This window comes from Lederbergia sp. NSJ-179, from assembly GCF_022867885.1.
Classification (GTDB): Bacteria; Bacillota; Bacilli; order Bacillales; family Bacillaceae_C; genus Lederbergia.
Genome location: NZ_JALIFP010000011.1, coordinates 1 through 20,661, shown reverse-complemented (window position 1 = coordinate 20,661; position 20,661 = coordinate 1). Strand labels below are relative to the sequence as shown.

Below are 20,661 nucleotides of genomic sequence, written 5' to 3'. Positions count from 1 at the left end.
AGTGAGGATAAGGGGGAGGCCAATTTTTTGAAAAAATTACAGTTTTTAAAATGGGGTAGCCTAATGATTGCAACGATATTGATTCTTGCCGGTTGCAGTTCAGGCGGAAAATCTACAAATTCCAGTTCAAAAAAAGAAGTTCATTTAACGATGGCAGCTTGGGGAAATCCAGCTGAAATAAAAGTATATCAGAGAGCTTTAGATGAATATGAAAAACAAAATCCAAATGTGAAAGTTAAATTGATCCCGGTTCCTGGAGATAACTATGAGCAAAAATTACTAACTCAACTATCAGGCGGTCAAGGGAATGATGTATTTTATGTTGGAAGTGAAACCATTTCAAAATTGATATCCACAGGCACCATTGCTGACCTAACCGATTTCTTGAATAGTTCTGAAAGCCTTGTGAAACCGGATGAGTTTGCCGAAGGTTTGTGGGGACCGGCAAAATTGGATGGGAAAATATATGGAGTAAGTGTGGATGCGAATCCTTATTTAATGTATTACAACAAAAAGTTACTAAAGGAGGCCGGTATTGAAAAGACACCTCAAGACTACTATGAAGCTGGTGAGTGGAATTGGGATGCATTTGAAGCAATCACCGGAAAACTTAGAGACGCTGGAAAAAAGGGATTTGTTGTAGACAACAATAATGAAGTGTTTTTCTCGTGGGTATGGTCAAACGGAGGACAATTATATGATAACGATGGTAACTATATTTTAGAAGAAAACGAAAAAGCTCAAGAAGTATTTAAGTATCTTGAAAGACTTTTAAAGAATGGAAATGCTACGTACGCTGGTTCATTGCCAAAAGGACAGGGTGCGGATGCGATGTTTATGTCCAATCAGGTGGGGTTTGTGAATGCTGGACGTTGGCTAACCCCGATGTTTAGTGAGAACAAATCATTGGATTTTGACTATATTCCATGGCCAACGAATACGGGAAATAAAATGGAACCAACTTCAATAGGAGTAGCCTTTATGGCAGTGAATAAAGAGTCCAAAAACCTTGAAGAAGCCATGAAATTCATGTCTTTTTATACCTCTGTTCAGGGACAAAATGCCCGCCTAAAAGATAATGGAAATGCGATCCCGTCGGTAGCAGGTATTGATGATCTTGTAACAGAAGCAGAAATCCCAGATCATCCTGATTATTTAATTGATGCACGGGAAATAGGGATTATTGAAGATAAACAAACCCGTATTCCCGGCTTGGGAAAAGAAGTGACAGACATTATGGATCTTATGTATCTAGGGAAGCAAGATTCAGATAAAACAATAAAAGAAGTTTCCAAAAAAGTGAAAGAAGTAATCGCAAACCAAAAATAAAGTGAAAAGAGAGGTTTATTTAAAAAGGGAAAGCATTGGACTAACGTGGGATCCAGCGAATGGGTATAATGGGGGATTTAGTATTGAACCGAATTGGCAAGGAAAGTTAGGTGAAAGAAGAATTGATTAAACGGTAAAAATAGGTTATATATAACTTTCCGTCACTAAATGTGGGTAAACTACCGTATTTACGGTGGTTATCCACATTTGTATCTTCGAAAGAAACAGGAACAGTGAGGGACTTTTGATCAAATCAAATTTGTAACGAAGGAAGGGGTATCCTTGATGATTAGGATACGAGTCAATTCTTCCATTCATGTATTCAAAATCGATTCTGCGAAGGCAACATCTCTTATAAGATTCGAATATTCCTCAGGGGAGGCACCGTCTTCAACACACCAACACATGCCCATGGCCGTTTCTACATAAAGGCATTGCTTTAAGATGTCGCTGGGAATCATAAGGTTTTTTTCTAAAAAGCAAATGATATTCTTTATTTTTTGATAGACCTCTGTTGTTCTTTCATCACCGAATTCATTTAAGATAAAACGTGGAATATCAAATACAGGATCGCCTACTACACCTTTAGGATCGATGATTTTATACTCGCCATTATGACTAAGTAAAATATTATCATGATGGAAGTCGCCATGAAGCAGCATCTTTTGTGAATACAAAGTAGAGATGGATAAGCCTATATCTTTTGCTTTTTTCATATGCAAATATAGTTCCGTACAATCTTGGCGCTTGCTCATGTAGTCTGTTATCCTACTGATCCACTCTATATAAGTCGGATATATTTCTGCTTTAGCAGGCGTTACATGCAAATCCTGATAGAGGGAGCAAAATACAGATAGTCTTTTATCAAGAGAACTTTCATCCCTTAAAGTATCCCCTGGTTGCACCCACTCTTCAAGCATAACGCCATGATCTATATCCGCTGTAAAGACTTTGCAAAATCTTCTGCCGTTATATTGGCACAACGTATGAAATTCTGTCAATATTTCTGCGGAAGCAGGATTTCCTATTTTAAGCACTGCGTCTCCATAGTTTTCTGAGTAGCATGTAAAAACTAGGTTTGCAGAATAGGATGGAATAAATTGAAAAGAGGTTAACGTCCACTTTTCAGCATATACATCAAGATCGCGCAAAACTTTTTCATAAAAATCTTTGCCAAAACGGTTGATGATACTTTCGATTTCCTTTCGAGTGAAGTGATAATGTTTGTTCATTCGTAGATTTACCTCCACTCCCCGAAAAGTTCGAGGACTTCTTCAATGATTGTATTTCTTCTTTTATATATTTTCTCCAAGGATTGTTTTTTCTCCTCCCATCTTCTACCTGTGACCTGCCTTTTCCGTTGTTAGGATACATATCAAAAAATCTAGGCTGGTTTTATGAACCCAAAACGGTGCCAAATCGAAAAATTGGCTCCATAGACATGTTTTATGAACCCAAAATAGTGTCGAATCGAGAAATTGGTCCCATAGGCATGTTTAATGAGCCCAAAATGGTGTCAAATCGAGAAATTGGTCCTATAGGCTGGTTTTATGAACCCAAAACGGTGCCAAATCGAGAAATTGGCCCCATAGGCACTGTTTTATGAGCCCGAAACGGTGACAAATTGAGAAATTGGTCACATAGACATGTTCTATGAGCCCAAAACGGTGACAAATCGAGAAATTGTTCCCATAGGCATGTTTTATGAACCCAAAATGGTGTCAAATCGAGAAATTGGTCCCATAGGCTTGTTTTATGAACCCAAAATGGTGTCAAATCGAGAAATTGGTCCTATAGGCATGTTTAATGAGCCCAAAATGGTGTCGAATCGAGAAATTGTTCCCATAGGCATGTTTAATGAGCCCAAAATGATGTCAAATCGGAATATTGGTTCCATAAGCTTGTATTATGAGCCCAAAATGCTGTAAAATCGGAAAATTGGTCAACATATCAATCTATAAGGGTGGAAGGACAATTACTGATTTACTAACGTGATGGGAATAATCATTGATTGCTTTAAACGAGACAACTTGATTCTAATAATATATGAAGTAAAATATAGAAATACTCAAAAGTTTACCCGAAAACAGAAGATAGATGACTAAGTTTCTAGAAAGGAGATCGGGAATGAAGGTAAATGAACTGCGAGAAGTAATGAAGAATCGAAAAAAAGATGAGCTTCAGCAGCTAGTGGTTGAAATGTATAAGGCGATTCCAAAGAAGATGCGGGAAGAAAAAGAAATTGATCAATTAATCAGCGATCCACAAGCGTTTAAAAAGAAAAAGACGAAGCAGAAACAGCAACTTCCGAATTTTGACGTTATTGAACGAGAAACAGAGGCCTTTATAGAAAATGCCCGCGCTCAGAATTATGTTGCTCCCAATCGGGTTATATCCAAAAAGGAACGTTCTAACTGGCGATTTACGGCCAAGCGTTTAGTCGAGCAAATAACGGCCATTTCCCATCAACCCGAACATCGAAAAGCCTGTGCTTCTCTTTTGGAGGAACTATATAAACTGTTTTGTTATGCTTCCGGGCATTACGTTTTTGCAAGTGATGAGCCTTTTTATACAATAAAAATACCACGGGAGGATTTTCTTAAACGAGTAATTTTGCTAAAAAAAGATGTAGAGGATCCTGAAAAGTGGATTTTTGATTCTTTGAACCTTGTTTTAGAACATGGTGCAGACCGTTATACATTAACCAGCAGTTTGTTAGAGGTTTTACTAAGTACGTTATCAAATGCGCCGCTTAAGGAAAAAATGGTTCAGATTGCCGATCGTATGCTGCAGAAAAAACAAATGGATTTGAAAAAGCTGACGAAGTCGAATAAAAGGACTAGCACTATTGGATTTTATAATGAAGAGTATATAAATAATTTGGTAGAAATGATATTCATCACACAAAGTGCCCTTGGTGAATATAAGGCAGCGGTCGACATGTTCCAAAAGAATTATCTCAATTATAATAATGATAAGGAGGTTAATCTGTATATTTTGCTATCGCTAATTGAGAAGCATCAACGTGTGAAGGATTGGATAGAGGTATATGAGAAAGCGATACAAAATAAGATCAAACCAAGGAAAAATCTGCAAGAAATGTACGACTATATAAAAGTTGAAAATGAATTTCCAAAGCGTGTGTATATCTTCTAAACAAGGTTGTCGTTTAGTGGTATTTTGTTGTTGACTTAAGGGATTCATGGATAAAATGGCTATAAAGAAATGGGCAGTAACTATAGACAGTGTGTTGAAGATCCGCAATAAGTGGAAGTGTCAATTTGCTTATGAAATGAAAGTTTTTTGAGTGGAGAGGAGTCTAGTCTATGCTTATTCAATGTACAAAAAAACTACTGGATCAATTGCAGTGTCAACCAGAATCTAATGTAGAAGAAGAGTCGCTTTTTTCTTGGCATGCCAATTTGATTCGTGTCAATCAGAGAAAAACAGTTGTGCTCGTGAATGACCAAAATCGGTATGTTGTTTTATTATATGGACTTAAGAAGAAAAATTTTTCAAATATTGATGAAATCATTGCCCAAGGGATCCGTGAAACATTTAGGGGGGAGGGTATCAAAGAAGAGGTGATTGAGAAGTATCTCCTTCATTCAAAAACAATTACCTATGCAAAAACAAAGGATCATGCTTTTGTGGCACGAATGAATCATGCATGCAAGGAAGCATCTTTTTACGCTGATTTATTGGAGGAAGACTCTATTTTTCAAGGGGAGATGAGCAATCGAATCAGTCGATCTTGGGTTGGTGATGGGAAAAATGATTATTTCTCTCCAAATGAAATACTGTATCAGAACCTTGAGTCATTTGTTGGGAAACCGATTTTTGCAACAGATGCTGTTAGGATGAAAGTGACACTCGAGCTTGAAAATCATTCCGTATGGAGACGGATTGTGGTTCCACTTAACAGAACGTTCCACAAGTTGCACAAGATCCTTCAAGTTGCTTTTGGATGGCAAGATTATCATTTGCATGAATTTTATATTTATGACAACACAGCGATTGTGCCTGAATGGTCGATCAATCATTCAGCATTTCACAAAGAAGGTCATCAACCGGTCATAAACCTTGTATGTGATGAGGAGGCCTTTGCTTATCCTAACGAAGCTGTAGATATGAAACTCGAAAAAGGGATAAGGCTATCCGAATTTATTCCGGTTTATAAGAAACTGAAATACACTTACGATTTTGGTGATAATTGGCAGCATTACATTGACGTTGAAAAAGTGATAGATAACTATGATTCGCGTCACCCCGTTTGTTTGGAAGGTGAAGGGAACACCCCTCCAGAAGATGTTGGCGGTGAATTTGGATATGAAGAGTTTCTTGAGATTTTTTCTGATCCCGAGCACCCACAGCATGATGAAATGAACAATTGGGCTAAGATGCAACTTTATGAAAATTTTGATCTGGAAAATATAAATCATAGGCTTAAAAGGATGTAAGAGAGGATCATGGAAGGCAAGTCATGTTGAACTACTCACCACTTAGCTAGCGCTTGAAGTGGGAGCTTCTCACTTCCACGACGAAAGCAACCTTTCGTCTCCATTAAGTTCGGTAAAGTATATAGTGTGGTTGTTTCATGCAAAAGTATAAAATTTTGGGTCTATCATGATCCATTTGACAATGGTATTTTTAAATCATGATATAATGAAAGAGAACACTATATTAATAGCATGACGAGGATAATGTCGCTATTGGGAGTGAAGTCAAATGAAGTCTTGTTGTCAAGTCCAGGAACGTAATGGTGAAAAAATACATTCAACCAGTATGGATGTAAGGGAAAAATCAGTTTTTTCTAAAGAAAAAATGGTCCTTATTGAAGGTGGGGAATTTTTAATGGGAACAGAAGATTCGGAAGGGTTTCCTGCTGATGGTGAAGGACCAATAAGAAAGGTAACCTTGGATTCATTTTATATGGATCAATATGCGGTTACGAACGAACAGTTTGCACAATTTGTTAATGAAACTGGCTATGTGACAGAGGCGGAGCAATTTGGATGGTCCTATGTATTTCATCTATTTTTATCTACTGAAATACTAAAGAAAAGGCCAAGCCGAGTGGCTCAAATACCATGGTGGGTGGCGGTAGAAGGTGCCTATTGGGAGAATCCTGAGGGTCCTGATTCTACGATTAATAACCGAATGAATCATCCAGTAATTCATATTTCATGGAATGATGCAAAGGCTTACTGCAGATGGAGTGGAAAACGATTACCAACCGAAGCGGAATGGGAATATGCGGCACGTGGTGGTTTCGTTCAAAAGAAATACCCTTGGGGAGACGAATTGATTGTCAATGGTAAGCATCAATGCAATATTTGGCAAGGGAAATTTCCGGTAAAAAATACGAAAGCAGACGGATACTTAAGTACCTGTCCGGTTGATAGTTTTTCTCCCAATGGATATGGATTATATAATATCGTTGGGAATGTATGGGAATGGTGTGACGATTGGTTCAGCCCCAAATACCATTTTGATCCGATTACACATAATCCCAAAGGCCCTACTACAGGGACCAATAAGTCCATGAGAGGCGGCTCCTATCTTTGCCATAAATCTTATTGCAATCGTTACAGGGTGGCAGCAAGAAGTTCCAATACTCCTGATAGCTCTACGGGAAATATCGGATTTCGTTGTGTGGGAGATGTAAAATAGATTTATATGATGAACAGCATAGAAGAATCCGAAGAAGATTAGCCTTCAGAAAGTGTTTTTTATAGAATACTGATTCTGAGGGCCAATTGTGTTGGTTGGGGAGTTCTGCAATTCCTCCCAAAGCCGTGTTCTTGGCATTCGGAGCGAAACTTTAGTGAAACAAGCCGGAGTTCTCGCAATTCAACCAAGGTTCTCGATACGAGCGAGAGTTCTTGTGATTCAAGTTAGACTACTCGTGGAACAGTCGAAGCTCTTGCAATCAAAAAGTTCTCTCCATACGAATGCTAAGGTAGAAATAAAAATAGAAAACTTAATTGATACGAACAAATGAATATCGGCATTAACTGAATGGGTAGAAAAGAATGCTAAAGTACTTTTAATAGATAAAACTTATAACATCTAGGGAGTTGAGCAGATGCTAAAGGATTTTTTGTTGGATAGGAGTGAAAAGAATCAGCTAAAAAAGGCGCTGTACAAGCAGCTCCATAGAGATAGAAGAATTTCAAAGGCGGAGTTACTTGAACGATTTCATGTTCCGAATACAACGATGACACGGATGTTAGGGGAGCTTGCGGGAAAGGGATTCATTCGCCAGTGTGGATTTGGTCAACCAAGCGGGGGAAGGCCGCCGGCTTTATATGAAATTGTTCCAGAAGCAGGATATGTGATTGGTGTTGAGATTGCTCGAACAGATGTGAGAGTGAAGCTGCTAGATATACAGTTTCAAATAGTTGGCGAGGATCAATTTATTTTAACAAAGCAACATACCTCTGAAAGGACGATTCAATTAATAGCGAACATAATCGGGGCTCTTGTGCAGGAGCATCAGGTACATTCCCTATTAGGAATCGGGATCGGTGCAGTAGGGCCGATTGATCGGGAAAAGGGCGTGATTTTAAATCCAGAGTCATTTCCGGCAGAAGGATGGCGAAATGTTCCAATTGCAGCTATTTTGGAGCGTGAATTTTCTATTCCTGTTGTCCTAAATAACGGCGCCAATACAGGGGCTATTGCGGAATATTACGCTCAATCACCTGAAGAGGAAAGTATTTTATATTGTATTAGCGGTTATGGCATTCGCTGCGGGTTTATCCAGGAAGGTCAGTTATTAAATCGTAAAGAAGGAGACGTCACCTCATATGATCATATTATCATTGAGGTAGATGGAAGGCCGTGTATATGTGGAAATAAAGGGTGTCTCACTACATATGCTTCGTTTGGAGCCATGTTTAAGAGCATGGAAGAACAGGGGATCCCTGCTTCAATCGATCAGTTACTCAATAGTCACGATCCACGTGTGAGAAAGATTATGATAGAGTCTGCGAAGTATTATGGAATAGGGCTTGCCAATATGATTAATATTTTGCATCCTCATACAGTCGTATTACACGGAAAATTGATTTATGATGACCAAGAGTACTATGAAGAGGTGGTTCGATCCGCAAAAGAATATAGCTATTCTCATAACCGCCAACTCAATATTCGCAAAGGCTCCCTCAAGGAAAAAGCAACAAGCATTGGAGCGGCAATTCAAGTATTTGACCAGTTTTTTATGTGAAGAACAATGGAACCGGAGCAGCGAAATACGGTAGAAAAACCTCTTTTTTAGAGAAATCTAAATTATCGAAAGAATGGGGTTTAGCAATAACAAAAATTGTTTAAAATAATATGTAACATATTTTTCTAAATAATATATAAATATGTTACAATCCTTGTAAGAGGTGATGAAAATGGATGTCTTTCAGTATCTTCTTCAAAATTACGGATACGATGAGCCTATCTTTTTAGATGACCTTAAAAGTGAATTGGACATGAATTCAAACACATTAAGACAGTCACTTAAGAGGGCCGTTGATAATGGAAAGTTGTGTAGATATGAATATAAAGATGGGATTTATTTTATTCCAAATCCAAAGTCATTGTTGAAGAAAAAAACGATTAGTGTCAATAAGATTATCTCTAAGAAATACTTATACAAAAAGGGAAAACGAATTGGCTATTTAACTGGATTGTCATTAGCCAATCATTTACAGTTAACGACACAGAACCCGGGTGTCGTTGAGATTGTCACAATGAATGAGGCAACTTCTATTCGTATTGTCAAATATAACAAAAGACGTATCGCTCTGAGGAGATCGAGAGTAAGCGAAATTAATGAAAATAATTATAAAGTTTTACAGGTATTAGACTTAGTGAATAGTTTCGATAAATTAAGCACAAAACCCTTCGAGGAAGCTTGTGAATCCATCATCGATTATGTACAGGATGTAAGTATGGACAAAAATGAATTAGATGATTATCTAAAGAAATACCCATACAAAACTCAAGCAAAAATATTAGGGAGTACTATTTATGATGAACTTACACAAAGATAAAGAAGCTTTTCGAGAAATTATCCAAGCTACTTCTGATTACAAAGGGATTTCGGAAGAATATATAGAGAAGGACTATCTTGTGTCACTATTACTCCAAGGGATAGTGGAGGAATCCCCTGACATTGTTTTTAAAGGGGGAACCTCTCTGTCCAAATGCTATCAGCTGATTGAACGATTTTCAGAGGATATAGACCTTACTTTCAAAAGTGATATTGTTCCAAATAATAAAGCAAAAGAAGCTCTTAAACATGGAATAATCAGGGCAATCAATAAAGTAGAAATGGAGTTAGTAAACGGCTCTGATATTTTGACAAGAAGGGATTTTAACCAATATCATGTCAAATATCCTTCTATTGTGAAGTCCACCTCGGCAAAAGAAGGATATGATATTTTAAATACCCTTAACACTCTTATAGAAAAGGGTATCTATAGGAATGATTATAAAAACATAACGGAATTTTTGCTCTTTGAAGAAATGCCATATCATATTGTGATAGGAAGTTTAAGAGATATTTTAGATAGTGGATTCTTACCAGATAAAATACATAAGACCGTCGAAATTTAGGATGAACTCTGCCAGAAGTGGTTCGATCCGCAGAAAAATATAGCTATTCTCATAACCGCCAACTCAATATTCGCAAAGGCTCCTTCAAGGAAAAAGCAACAAGCATTGGAGCGGCAATTCAAGTATTTGACCAGTTTTTTATGTGAAGAACAAGCTAAGACTTCCTTGTTTTTCTTTTTTTGCCTACTTTTATCCATTTTGGTTAAAAGTATGTTAAAATAGAGTCAACAGATATGAAAAACGGAAAGCTGGGTGTGCATTGAAGAAAGATTGGTTGTTATTTTTACAATTATTTTGGACTTTTTTCAAAATAGGCCCGATCACCTTTGGGGGTGGTTATGCAATGATTCCATTCATTGAAAGGGAAGTGGTGGACAAGAAGAAATGGGTGAAAATGGAGGAGATTTCCGATATGTTTGCTCTCGCTGGAACGGCTCCTGGGGCGATCGCGGTGAACGCAGCCACCTTTATCGGCCATAAAATTGCCGGTGTACGGGGAGCGATTATTGCGATGGCTGGGGTCCTTCTTCCAACATTTTTGATTGTTTTGTTTTTGAATTTGATTTTTATTTCCGTGCAGGGAAATCCGCATGTTGAGGCTGCTTTTCAAGGAATTCGTGCGGCGGTTGTGGCCTTAATTGCTTATGCGGCTATCAAAATTGCAAAAACTTCTATTTTGGATAAATCAACCTTCGTTCTAATGGCTTGTATGGTTGTCATGTTGGTTATCTTTCATTGGCATCCCATTCTAGTGATTGCAAGTGGAGCGCTGCTTGGGATTATGATCGTGAAGGTAAAGGAATTACTTCATATGTCTGTTCCACTTGACTCAAACAAGCAATCAGATATTGAAGAACATAAAGAAAAAATGAGTTCATAGGGGGAGCAACATGGTTTTATTGGAATTATTTTTTGTTTTTCTCATTATAGGGGCGGTCTCATTTGGTGGGGGGTATGCGATGATCCCCGCGATAGGGACGGAAGTGTCAAGTAGGGGATGGCTTACAACATCTGAATATACCGACATTGTTGCACTTGCCGGTATGACGCCAGGGTCCATTGCCTCCAATAGTGCTACTGCCGTTGGATATCAGGTGGCAGGTCTTCCAGGAGCAATTGTCTCATCCGTTGCGATCACCCTTCCCTCTGTCATCATTGTTCTCATAATCGCGATGTTTTTTTATAAACTGAATCAAAATAAATGGGTCCAATCCGCTTTCTATGGCTTGCGTCCAATCATGACAAGCCTAGTCATTTATGCGGCCATCCATTTTGCGATTTCCAATGGTGTCCTATCACTCCACCTTTCATGGCATATGATTAGCCTCTTCTTCATTTCTTTAGGCTCATTCATCGCCTTATCTTATTTCAACATTCATCCCACTCTGGTTATCTTGTTTGCAGGGATAATTGGGGTTGCGATTTTTTAATAGAAAAAAAGATAGATTTTCAAAAAGAGTGCAGATCAAATTACAAAAGAAGAACCTCAATTCCGTTCAGCAGATTCTCAATTCCAATCAGCAGTTTTAATATAAAATCACGTCCTCTCTTGTGAAGAAGTACGTGATTTTTCCCCTTATTCTTAAAAAAGATAGATTAGAAAAGGCGTAAAAGTCGATAGCCCTACTACTATATCATCATATTCCTAATTATAAACTGACAAACTTCCTTACCGAATGAAAATAGAAGATGTAGATGTCCAATTATTCCCTTTCCTTTACAAATGTCGCTATAAAGGCTCCTAATGATTTTACTTCTTCGTCTGTTAGTTTTTTTGCATCATTTATTAGCTGGATGATGGTTGGGGATAATTCAGGTAATTTTCCAAAAAAGTCACCTATGCCAATCTCGAGGGCATTGCAAATCGCCTTCAATGTATCAATAGAAGGCTGAGTTTTTCCCTTTTCTATATCAGATAAATAAGGTTGTGAAATAAATGATTTTTTAGCTAACTCAGTTACTTTAAGTTTTTTTGATTCCCGTAAATTCCGAATTCGTTTCCCAATGTCCATAATAATCACCTAACCCAATTATATAATCTAGGTTGTATGAATGAGAGGAACATAAGGTGCATTTTAATAGCTATTAACTATAAAAATATTGACAATATAGTTAATAACTATATAATGGGAGTTAATTAGAATTATGTTCCGAATTTTTTCAACGGTGTCTGATTAATAATAGCCAATTTCCCTATTCGTTAAAAGAAAAAAACTTATTAAAGTTTTGGAGGTGATAAGAGAAAATGCATTATTAATGTGTACAGAAGTATATTACTCTATTTTTAGTTAAATGGTAATGACAACGTGATGGCATTACATTGTAAGGATATAAGCGTTAGTTTTGTTCTGATCACGCACGACAAGATAGACGTTTTTGAAGGAATAAGGCGTAGATTAAGCGAGCAACAAAATCTACATGGTGAACTTATTTATAAAACGATGATGGGAGGCAATAGAATGCTAAAAGGGATTAATCAATGGTGTTATCCAGATCAGACCCCCATAGAGACAGTTTTCGAATATAGTAGGGATGCTAGTTTTGAAGCAGTGGAACTCAATCTAAATGAAGCTGGTGGCATTGGCTTAACAGTAGAGACAACTAAGGAAGAAGCTTTAAAAATTAAGGCACTTGCAGAAAAATACCGAATAGAGCTTAGAAGTTTATCAACATCCTTACTATGGAAGATGCCACTCTGTTCACCTGATGAACAAATTCGGCAACAAGGGATACAAGTTGTAAAAAAAATGCTGGAAATGGCTAGTTACATAGGGATGGATACGATTTTACTTGTTCCTGGTGCAGTTTCCGATCAAGTTTCCTATGAAAAATGTTATAAACGGAGTCAAGATTCGATTAGGGAACTTATTCCAAAAGCTGAAAAATATGGGGTGAAAATGGGCATAGAAAATGTTTGGAATAAATTTCTATTATCCCCACTTGAGATGGCTAGATATATTGATGAATTCGAATCAGATTACGTAGGAGCTTATTTTGATGTAGGAAATGTTTTACAATTCGGCTATCCAGAACAATGGATCCGCTTACTTGGGAAAAGAATTTTAAAGGTACATGTAAAGGATTTTAATATAAGTGTAGGGAATGGAGCAGGGTTTGTTCCTTTATTAGCTGGGGATGTTAACTGGAAAGCAGTAATAGAAGCATTGCGAGAAATTGGCTATGAAGATACCTTAACGGCTGAATTATCTCCCTATTCATTATGTCCGCATACATTAGCAGATGATACGGCGCGACATTTAGATGTTATTTTAAAAAAAATGAGGAGTGCTTGAAATGGAGAAAGTGCGTGTTGGTTTTGTAGGAGTTGGTGGAATTGCGAATACCCATTTAAATAATATTTCTAATCATGCAGATGCCGAAATCGTGGCGGTTTGTGATATTTCTGAAGATACGGCTACACGTCAAGCGGAGAAATATAAAACTACCGCTTATACAGACTTTGATCAAATGCTGGAAAATGAAAAAATAGATGCTTTATTTATTTGCGTTCCACCGTTTGCTCATGGGGATATCGAGGAAAAGGCGGCCAAAAAAGGGGTTCATTTATTAGTCGAAAAACCGATAGAGTTGGATTTTCAAAAAGCAAAGACAAAGGGCGAAATCATTACACAATCAGGTGTGATCAATGCTTCAGGATATTGTCTTCGTTATCTTGATACTGTTCAAATAGGAAAAAATTATTTAGAGGATAAGCAATTCGCCATGGTACGTGGGTATTATATAACTTCATTTGTTCCAACTCCTTGGTATCGGATTAAGAACAAATCCGGCGGTCAATTGGTGGAACAATCCACCCATATTCTCGATTTGATGGGCTATCTATGTGGAGATATTCAGCAAATTCAAGCCGATATGTCTTTGCAAGTCATGTCTGATATTGAAGGTCTAGATATTCCTGATGTAACATCTGTAAATGTTCGCTTTAAAACGGGTGCTGTTGGTCATTTAGATAGTTCTTTAATTCAACATGATCATAGAATGGGACTTGAAATTTTAGGTCGCGATTTTCGTCTTGCACTAGATGGAACAACTTTATCCATTTTTGAAAAAGATAAAATGATTACGTATGGCTCCAAGGTTGACTTTTATGAAGAACAAGACAATGCATTTATTAAAGCCATACAAACAAAAAATCAGGATCTGATTCTTGCTTCATATCATGATGGTTTAGAAACCTTAAGTAAAAGTCTTGCTGCAAATATTTCGAATGAAAAAAGGAGTATGGTCACAATGGAAGAGTTTTATAAGAATCAAGGTTAACCTTCCATATTTACTGTCTGAAGTTCATACTTCGTCATTATTTTGAAAGAGGTGACAACGAATGGCCATTCATTCGGAATCTACGACAAGTAAAAAGTTTCAAACAAAGCAGCATAAGAAAAAGTTCTTTACCTCTAAAGATTTAGCTGGATACGTGTTTTCCGCACCACTTGTGATCGGGGTCTTGGTATTCGCGATTTATCCGATGGTTGGTGCTTTAATCTTAAGTTTCCAAAAATCGTCTACAACGTTCGGTGGAGACTGGGTTGGTTTGAATAATTACAAAATCGTTTTCACGGATTCAATATTTTGGAAAGCGTTATACAATACCCTGTATATGGGAGTATTGTCTGTTATCCTAGGTGTCTCTTTATCTTTTATCCTGGCCACATTGATTTATAATGTTCCATGGTTAAAATGGAGAAATTTTTTCAAAGGGATTTATTTCCTTCCAAATGTAGTGTCACTAGTTGCAACGAGTATATTGTTCCAATTTTTATTTAATTCGGGTAGTGAAGGGTTATTAAACTATGTTTTAGGTTTCATTGGAATCGAACCAATTGGATGGTTTACCGATCCAAGTGTCTCGAGATTTAGTATTGTGTTAATGACATTATGGGGAATGCTTGGTTATAACACAATAATTTTCCTAGCAGCATTAACAAGTGTTCCGAGAGATTTGTATGAAGCGGCAGAGGTAGATGGGGCCAATTGGTTTAAAAAATGGTATTACATTACCATTCCTTATTTAAAACCGATCATTCTCTTTATGGTCATCATAAGCACAATTGGTGCAATGAAGAGGTTCACAGAAGTATGGCTGATTGGTGGCACAGCCGGGAACCCAGCCGGTTCCTTAATGACAGTTGTATTATATATTTACCGTAATGCCTTTTTGGCTAGTCAAATGGGAATTGCAACTGCTGCATCCTATATCTTGTTTATCTTTATTCTTATTTTGACAGCCATCATGCTTTATATGAATCGGAAGAATAATTTTGAATAGAGAGGGGTGGAGGTTTTGAGCAATCCAGTTGGTATACCCAATGTTAAGGTAGGGGATCAAAACTTCAAATACAACTCAATAAAAAGGACGAAACTAGTAAACAATATAATAGTTTCTAGTATTCTTCTACTAGGGTCAGTTATTATGATTATTCCATTTGTATGGATGCTCCTAACCAGCTTTGATTGGGGGGCAAGATTAAATATTCCCTATCCCCCAAGGTTTTGGCCAAAGGAATTTTCGATTAAAACCTATCAGCTTGCCTTTACGAATATGCCAATGATCAAATACATGATTAATTCGTTGATCATTTCAATTGGTGTCATTTTTGTTAGTTTAATGTCAGCACTTTTATCGGGATATGCTATTTCCAAGCTTAAATTTAAAGGATCGATGGTAGTGCTTGTACTAGCCTTGAGTACTATGATGATTCCATTTGAAATGACAATGATCCCACAATATTTGCTCTTTGCTAAAATTAATTTGCTCGATACGTACTGGGCATTTTTTTTGCCAGCACTTAACTATGCATTTGGAACTTTTTTAGCCAAGTCTTTTATTGATCAAACACCATCTAGTTTAAGGGAAGCGGCAATTATAGATGGGGCTGGAGAGTTTAGGGTATTTTTTAAAGTGTTTCTTCCGTTATGTATTCCTATTGTGGCTACCATGGCTATCTTACAGTTTTTGGCCGTGTGGAATGATTTATTATGGCCTTTACTTGCCTTAAAAACACCCGACAAATATACGATACAACTGGGATTAGCTACGTTCCGGCACGATAAAACAGTACCATTACCGTCTGTTATAATGGCTGCTACAACGGTTAGTCTGATACCAGTAGTGACTTTATATTTATTTCTACAACGTTATATCGTAGAAAGCATCGCTTTGTCTGGCGTAAAACAATAACTGAAATGAAAAAATACATTGAATTTGGAGGTATGAGAAATGAAAAAAATATTTTCAATTTTAATCACCATCCTCTTAGTTACTGCTTTAGCTGCCTGTTCTTCCACGACTGAAAGTGGAAAGGATACAAGTAATATAGAAGTTGTCTCCGATATGGAAGGAAAAGTACGAATATCCTTGGCTGGCTGGCAACTTGAAAATGGAATCGATGCTGTTACTGGACAAGAGACGGTCGGTTTTGAGGAGTTTTTAAAGAATGAATTTGAACCAAGATACCCTAATATCGAATTAGAAATTTATCAAGTGCCGTGGGAAAATGCTCAGGCAAAGCAAACAGCTATGTTACAATCAAAAGATGTAGATATTATTTATTCGGGTGGAGCTTTTGCGGCGCAATGGATGGAACAAGGGCTATTAAGAGGGATTGAGGATTTAATTGAGGACGATTCAGAATTTGATGGAAATATTTACTTAGAAGGGATTTGGGAAAATTCCTATAGCACTGTTAGTTATGATGGAGAACGATTTGGTCTTCCAGCAGTTTTAGGAAAACGTGTCACTGTATATGATAAGCAGCTTTTCGAAGAATGGGGTGTGGAACCATTATCCGAAAATCCATCCCCAGAAGAAATATTGGAGAAGGCGAAGAAAATGACAGGAAAAAACCCGGTAACCGGTGAAAAAAATTATGGGTTGTATTTCAGCGGTAAAGCTTTAAACTTAGACACATTTGTAGCACTCACACATGCTTTTGGTGCGGAAGGCGCAGAGGGTTCATTAGATGATTTGAAAAATATTAAATGGAAATTGAATGAGCCTGAAATGGAGAAGGTGTTGGAATGGCTTGCAGAGGCTTCCCAATACCCCCCAATCGATTTTTTAAATGAACAAGGGGCTGAAAATTTTGGAACTGAAATGAATAATATTGCAATCGCCCTTAACAATGCTGGTGGTACTGTGATGGGGGAATATCTATCGAATGATAATAAGGAAATTTTAGATCGTTATGAAGCTGTTCTAAATTTAGGACCGAATGGGGAAGGTTGGGTAGCGATGGATCCGTTTGTCATGGCAAAAGATGCAAAAGATGTGAAAGCATCTTGGGAAGTCATGAAATTCCTAACAGGATATGAAACACAAAAATGGAATTACGATAATTACAAAGCAACTCCAACTCTAGTTGATGCTGACTTTGTTCCTAAAGAGGATAAATTCTCGAAAAAGGCTATGGAAATTGCGGAAATTTCTCCCTCCGTTCTGATGGATGAAGCGAACCCATTCTTTAGCAGTGAAATAGTTCCAGCTGTAAACGGTTTTATCAGCAATGCAGCCAATGGAAAAACACCGGATATCGAAAAATTTCTAAATGATTTACAAAAGCGCGCTGAAAAATGGTCGGCCAATCAGTAATATAGGTTAAAGACATAAAACGAAAAGAAAGTGAACCTTCTAACCAATTTATTATTGGGATTGAAGGTTTTTTTAAGGTAAGGGAAGGTATAAAATTTGGCTAGCGGATCTAGCTCCAGCGCCTAGCCCCTCGAAGGTCATAACCCGTGCCAATAAAAGTCAAGACCGGACTTTTATTGGCTCAGAACATTTGCTTGTCGGAGTCCTGCAGGATGCAGGTCAGAACGGCGTTGCGACAGGACGTCGCGCCTTTAGCCGTTCTACCTATTTAAAGGCACTTGCGCTTTTCTTATTTTGGTGAAGAAATAGATTCTTGTAGGGAATTAGAATAGGTTTGAAAGATGCATCCTGTAGTACAGTAAATTGGAGCTATCTGTTATACTTAAATTTATATTATAATTTATAAACAATGAAAAGGATCAGTCAAGTGAGGAAATGGGCAGTGCAAATTTCCAAGAAACACCGATTAGAACCTGCCTTGGAGTTCGCCTCAAAATAGCGAAGCAATCGCTTGAAGATGTGTGTGGTTTCAAGTCTTACCCGAGTAAAGTGTGCATGGTTTCACCATTGCAAACAAGGGTGGTACCACCAAGTCTCGGTCCCTTTTCGGATTGGGGCTTTTTGTGTGATTTTTTATAATGAGTATACAATGAAATCAAGAGGTGTTGAGAATGGGAAAAAAGAATAAGCAGTTTGTAGAGAAGATTACGGCGATGGAGGATGACTTTGCCCAATGGTATACAGATATTGTGAAGCAAGCCGATTTGGTGGATTATGGTCCAGTTCGCGGGACGATGATCATCAAGCCTGATGGATTTGCGATCTGGGAACGTATTCGTGATGAATTGGATCGGCAAATAAAAGCGACTGGTCATGCGAATGTGTCTTTTCCATTATTTATTCCTGAAAGTTTATTACAAAAGGAAAAAGATCATGTAGAAGGGTTTGCACCTGAGGTGGCATGGGTGACACATGGTGGGGAAAATGAATTGAATGAACGATTGGTGGTGCGTCCAACCTCTGAGGCACTCTTTTGTGAGTATTATTCGAAAAATATTCATTCTTACCGTGATTTGCCAATGCTTTATAATCAATGGAGTAATGTTGTTCGTTGGGAAAAAACAACCCGTCCCTTTTTACGTTCATTAGAATTTTTATGGCAGGAAGGACATACGGCTCATGCCACTTATGAAGAGGCCGCGGGGGAAACAGAAAAAATGCTGAATGTTTATACTGATGTGGTTGAAAATTACTTAGCTATTCCGGTTATTCGTGGTCGAAAAACGGAGAAGGAAAAATTTGCAGGAGCTGATTATACATTAACGATTGAAAGTATGATGCATGATGGGAAGGCATTGCAATCAGGTACCTCCCATCATTTTGGTTCAGGCTTTGCGGAAGCATTCGATATTACCTATTTGGATGAAAAGGGAGAAAGCCAATATGTCCATCAGACCTCTTGGGGGGCAACAACTCGTCTCATTGGTGCACTCATCATGGTTCACGGAGATAATCGCGGCCTGGTCTTACCTCCACGAATTGCCCCGATTCAGGCGATCATCGTTCCGATTGCCCAACATAAGGAGGGAGTTTTGGATAAAGCTTATGCCTTACGGGATCAATTAAAGGATTTCGTACGTGTAGGAATGGATGTAAGCGACAAATCACCAGGCTGGAAATTTAATGAGTGCGAAATGAAAGGAATCCCTGTTCGAATTGAAATGGGGCCGAAAGACATAGAGAAAAATCAGGTTGTCCTCGTTCGCCGTGATACAGGTGAAAAGGAATTTGTGGCTTTAACCGATTTGGAATCCCGCTTACCTGTACTATTGGAAGAAATCCAACAAAATCTATTTAACCAAGCGCTTGCCCATCGTGAAGAAAAAACATCCATCGCAACGACACTGGATGAATTCAAGCAAACCCTTGAAGAAAATCCTGGCTTTATTAAAGCGATGTGGTGCGGGGATGTAGCCTGTGAAGAGAAAATAAAAGAAGAAACCCAAGCCACCTCACGCTGTATCCCATTTGAACAAGAAAAAATTGCAGATACCTGTGTATGCTGTGGGAAAGAAGCAAAAGAAATGGTTTACTGGGCGAAGGCGTATTAATAAGGATATCAGGAGGATGGGTAAGAGGAGGGAGTGAGAGCTCCAGCAATTATGGTGTAAACTCGGCCTTTTCAGGGCAAAGTTCGTGATTCGCATAGCAATCACCATGCGAAGTTGGTCCTTTCATTGGAAAAAGTTCAGCGATTCTATCGCAAACTTCGATAGGTTCGGCAATTTCTCTTCCCACTCCTACCGTCTTATAGGAAGTGCCTGGCCCCACCCGGTTTATGCCGAATGATGTCGAACTTTTTTCGACATGAAACGATATTTTTTGGGTGGTGTCAGGCACTACTTTTTTGTTTTCTCAAGAATCGTCTGATTATATTTTTTTAACAGAAGACCAAAGGTTTGTTTTTCTTCGTCAGACCATTCGGTTAAAATCTCAGATAATCGATCATACCGATTTTGTCTATTATCTTCTAATTCCTTGATGCCTAACTCGGTAATTTGGTAAAAATAGGAACGACCATCTTTTGGATTTGGGAATTTATCGATATATTTTTTTTGCTCAAGCGCTGCTGCTTGTCTGCTAACGGTGGAAATGTCTAAATCAAGCTGTTCTGATAAGGATTTTACGCCTGCAGGACCTTCCACAGATAATTGTCTTAGCAGGACATAGGCAGATCGTTCAAGCAAGTTATTTTGTTTTTCGGTAATAACAATTCGGCGAATAAATACACTAATTTCCTTTTCGATCATTTTGATCGCATCTTTATCCATTTACGACACCTCCCTATTATCCTATCGACAAATTCTTGCTGGCGCAAGTCCGTTCAGGCTAAACTGGTTTAGACAAATATTTAGTTGTATGGTACAATCAACTATATACTTTTTCAGTTTTTTGTCCACAATAAGACTTAAAAATACATGTTTATAAATGGGGTAGTGTCAAAAATTCTATGAAAACAAAAGCCCAAAAGTAGCTCTAAGATCTAAATGTGGTGGTAAGCTGCCGCAATCGCTCTTGACAAACACGCCAATGGTTTGAATTCAGACTAA

Annotated in this window: 19 protein-coding genes; 16 read left to right on the top strand and 3 right to left on the bottom strand. The window is 37.9% G+C overall.

From position 1 onward, the window contains the following. The first annotated feature begins 27 nt into the window (after positions 1-27). Positions 28-1,329 carry an ABC transporter substrate-binding protein gene (locus MUB24_RS10300; protein ID WP_244703741.1) on the top strand — a complete coding sequence of 434 codons (1,302 nt, stop codon included), beginning with the start codon at positions 28-30 and terminating at the stop codon, positions 1,327-1,329. Between the two features lie 314 nt (positions 1,330-1,643). Here MUB24_RS10300 and MUB24_RS10295 read toward each other — a convergent pair whose 3' ends face one another. Then, a complete protein-coding gene (locus tag MUB24_RS10295) occupies positions 1,644-2,561 on the bottom strand; it encodes an aminoglycoside phosphotransferase family protein (protein ID WP_244703740.1) in 918 nt (305 codons plus the stop codon). 895 nt (positions 2,562-3,456) lie between these two features. Here MUB24_RS10295 and MUB24_RS10290 point away from each other — a divergent pair. From MUB24_RS10290 to MUB24_RS10250, 9 genes are all read left to right on the top strand, one after another. After that, positions 3,457-4,485 (top strand): hypothetical protein, encoded by a 1,029-nt coding sequence (locus MUB24_RS10290; RefSeq protein ID WP_244703739.1) that lies wholly within the window; start codon positions 3,457-3,459, stop codon positions 4,483-4,485. A gap of 170 nt (positions 4,486-4,655) precedes the next feature. Continuing rightward, positions 4,656-5,789, top strand: coding sequence for a plasmid pRiA4b ORF-3 family protein (locus MUB24_RS10285; protein WP_244703738.1), 1,134 nt, complete (start codon positions 4,656-4,658; stop codon positions 5,787-5,789). A 268-nt stretch (positions 5,790-6,057) separates the two neighbouring features. Continuing rightward, positions 6,058-7,002, top strand: a complete 945-nt coding sequence (locus MUB24_RS10280; protein ID WP_396426731.1) for a formylglycine-generating enzyme family protein — start codon at positions 6,058-6,060, stop codon at positions 7,000-7,002. A gap of 154 nt (positions 7,003-7,156) precedes the next feature. After that, entirely contained in the window at positions 7,157-7,333 is a 177-nt protein-coding gene (locus MUB24_RS10275; protein WP_244703737.1) for a hypothetical protein, read from the top strand. Between the two features lie 84 nt (positions 7,334-7,417). Continuing rightward, entirely contained in the window at positions 7,418-8,560 is a 1,143-nt protein-coding gene (locus MUB24_RS10270) for an ROK family transcriptional regulator (protein WP_244703736.1), read from the top strand. Between the two features lie 172 nt (positions 8,561-8,732). Beyond that, complete coding sequence (locus tag MUB24_RS10265; RefSeq protein ID WP_244703734.1) at positions 8,733-9,377, top strand: type IV toxin-antitoxin system AbiEi family antitoxin domain-containing protein; 645 nt, start codon at positions 8,733-8,735, stop codon at positions 9,375-9,377. After that, the gene (locus MUB24_RS10260; RefSeq protein WP_244703732.1) at positions 9,355-9,942 is read left to right on the top strand and encodes a nucleotidyl transferase AbiEii/AbiGii toxin family protein; all 588 of its coding nucleotides are present in this window, start codon (positions 9,355-9,357) and stop codon (positions 9,940-9,942) included. The genes MUB24_RS10265 and MUB24_RS10260 overlap by 23 nt, the downstream gene beginning before the upstream one ends. 259 nt (positions 9,943-10,201) lie before the next feature. Next, a complete protein-coding gene (locus MUB24_RS10255) occupies positions 10,202-10,822 on the top strand; it encodes a chromate transporter (protein ID WP_313898441.1) in 621 nt (206 codons plus the stop codon). A 10-nt stretch (positions 10,823-10,832) separates the two neighbouring features. Further along, entirely contained in the window at positions 10,833-11,372 is a 540-nt protein-coding gene (locus MUB24_RS10250; RefSeq protein WP_244703728.1) for a chromate transporter, read from the top strand. Positions 11,373-11,645: 273 nt separating this feature from the next. Here MUB24_RS10250 and MUB24_RS10245 read toward each other — a convergent pair whose 3' ends face one another. Beyond that, positions 11,646-11,954 (bottom strand): helix-turn-helix domain-containing protein, encoded by a 309-nt coding sequence (locus MUB24_RS10245; RefSeq protein WP_244703726.1) that lies wholly within the window; start codon positions 11,952-11,954, stop codon positions 11,646-11,648. A gap of 447 nt (positions 11,955-12,401) precedes the next feature. Here MUB24_RS10245 and MUB24_RS10240 point away from each other — a divergent pair, with 447 nt between their 5' ends. From MUB24_RS10240 to proS, 6 genes are all read left to right on the top strand, one after another. Further along, a complete protein-coding gene (locus tag MUB24_RS10240; RefSeq protein WP_244703724.1) occupies positions 12,402-13,235 on the top strand; it encodes a sugar phosphate isomerase/epimerase family protein in 834 nt (277 codons plus the stop codon). Between the two features lies 1 nt (position 13,236). Further along, positions 13,237-14,223, top strand: a complete 987-nt coding sequence (locus MUB24_RS10235) for a Gfo/Idh/MocA family protein (RefSeq protein ID WP_244703722.1) — start codon at positions 13,237-13,239, stop codon at positions 14,221-14,223. 61 nt (positions 14,224-14,284) lie between these two features. After that, the gene (locus MUB24_RS10230; protein ID WP_244703720.1) at positions 14,285-15,229 is read left to right on the top strand and encodes a carbohydrate ABC transporter permease; all 945 of its coding nucleotides are present in this window, start codon (positions 14,285-14,287) and stop codon (positions 15,227-15,229) included. Positions 15,230-15,307: 78 nt separating this feature from the next. Beyond that, the gene (locus tag MUB24_RS10225) at positions 15,308-16,141 is read left to right on the top strand and encodes a carbohydrate ABC transporter permease (RefSeq protein ID WP_244703893.1); all 834 of its coding nucleotides are present in this window, start codon (positions 15,308-15,310) and stop codon (positions 16,139-16,141) included. Positions 16,142-16,180: 39 nt separating this feature from the next. Next, positions 16,181-17,551, top strand: a complete 1,371-nt coding sequence (locus MUB24_RS10220) for an extracellular solute-binding protein (protein WP_244703719.1) — start codon at positions 16,181-16,183, stop codon at positions 17,549-17,551. A gap of 671 nt (positions 17,552-18,222) precedes the next feature. Beyond that, positions 18,223-19,662: a proline--tRNA ligase gene (gene proS / locus MUB24_RS10215; protein ID WP_244703718.1), complete on the top strand. Its 1,440-nt coding sequence runs from the start codon at positions 18,223-18,225 to the stop codon at positions 19,660-19,662. 288 nt (positions 19,663-19,950) lie between these two features. Here proS and MUB24_RS10210 read toward each other — a convergent pair whose 3' ends face one another. Further along, the gene (locus MUB24_RS10210) at positions 19,951-20,382 is read right to left on the bottom strand and encodes a MarR family winged helix-turn-helix transcriptional regulator (protein WP_244703717.1); all 432 of its coding nucleotides are present in this window, start codon (positions 20,380-20,382) and stop codon (positions 19,951-19,953) included. Positions 20,383-20,661: the final 279 nt, after the last annotated feature.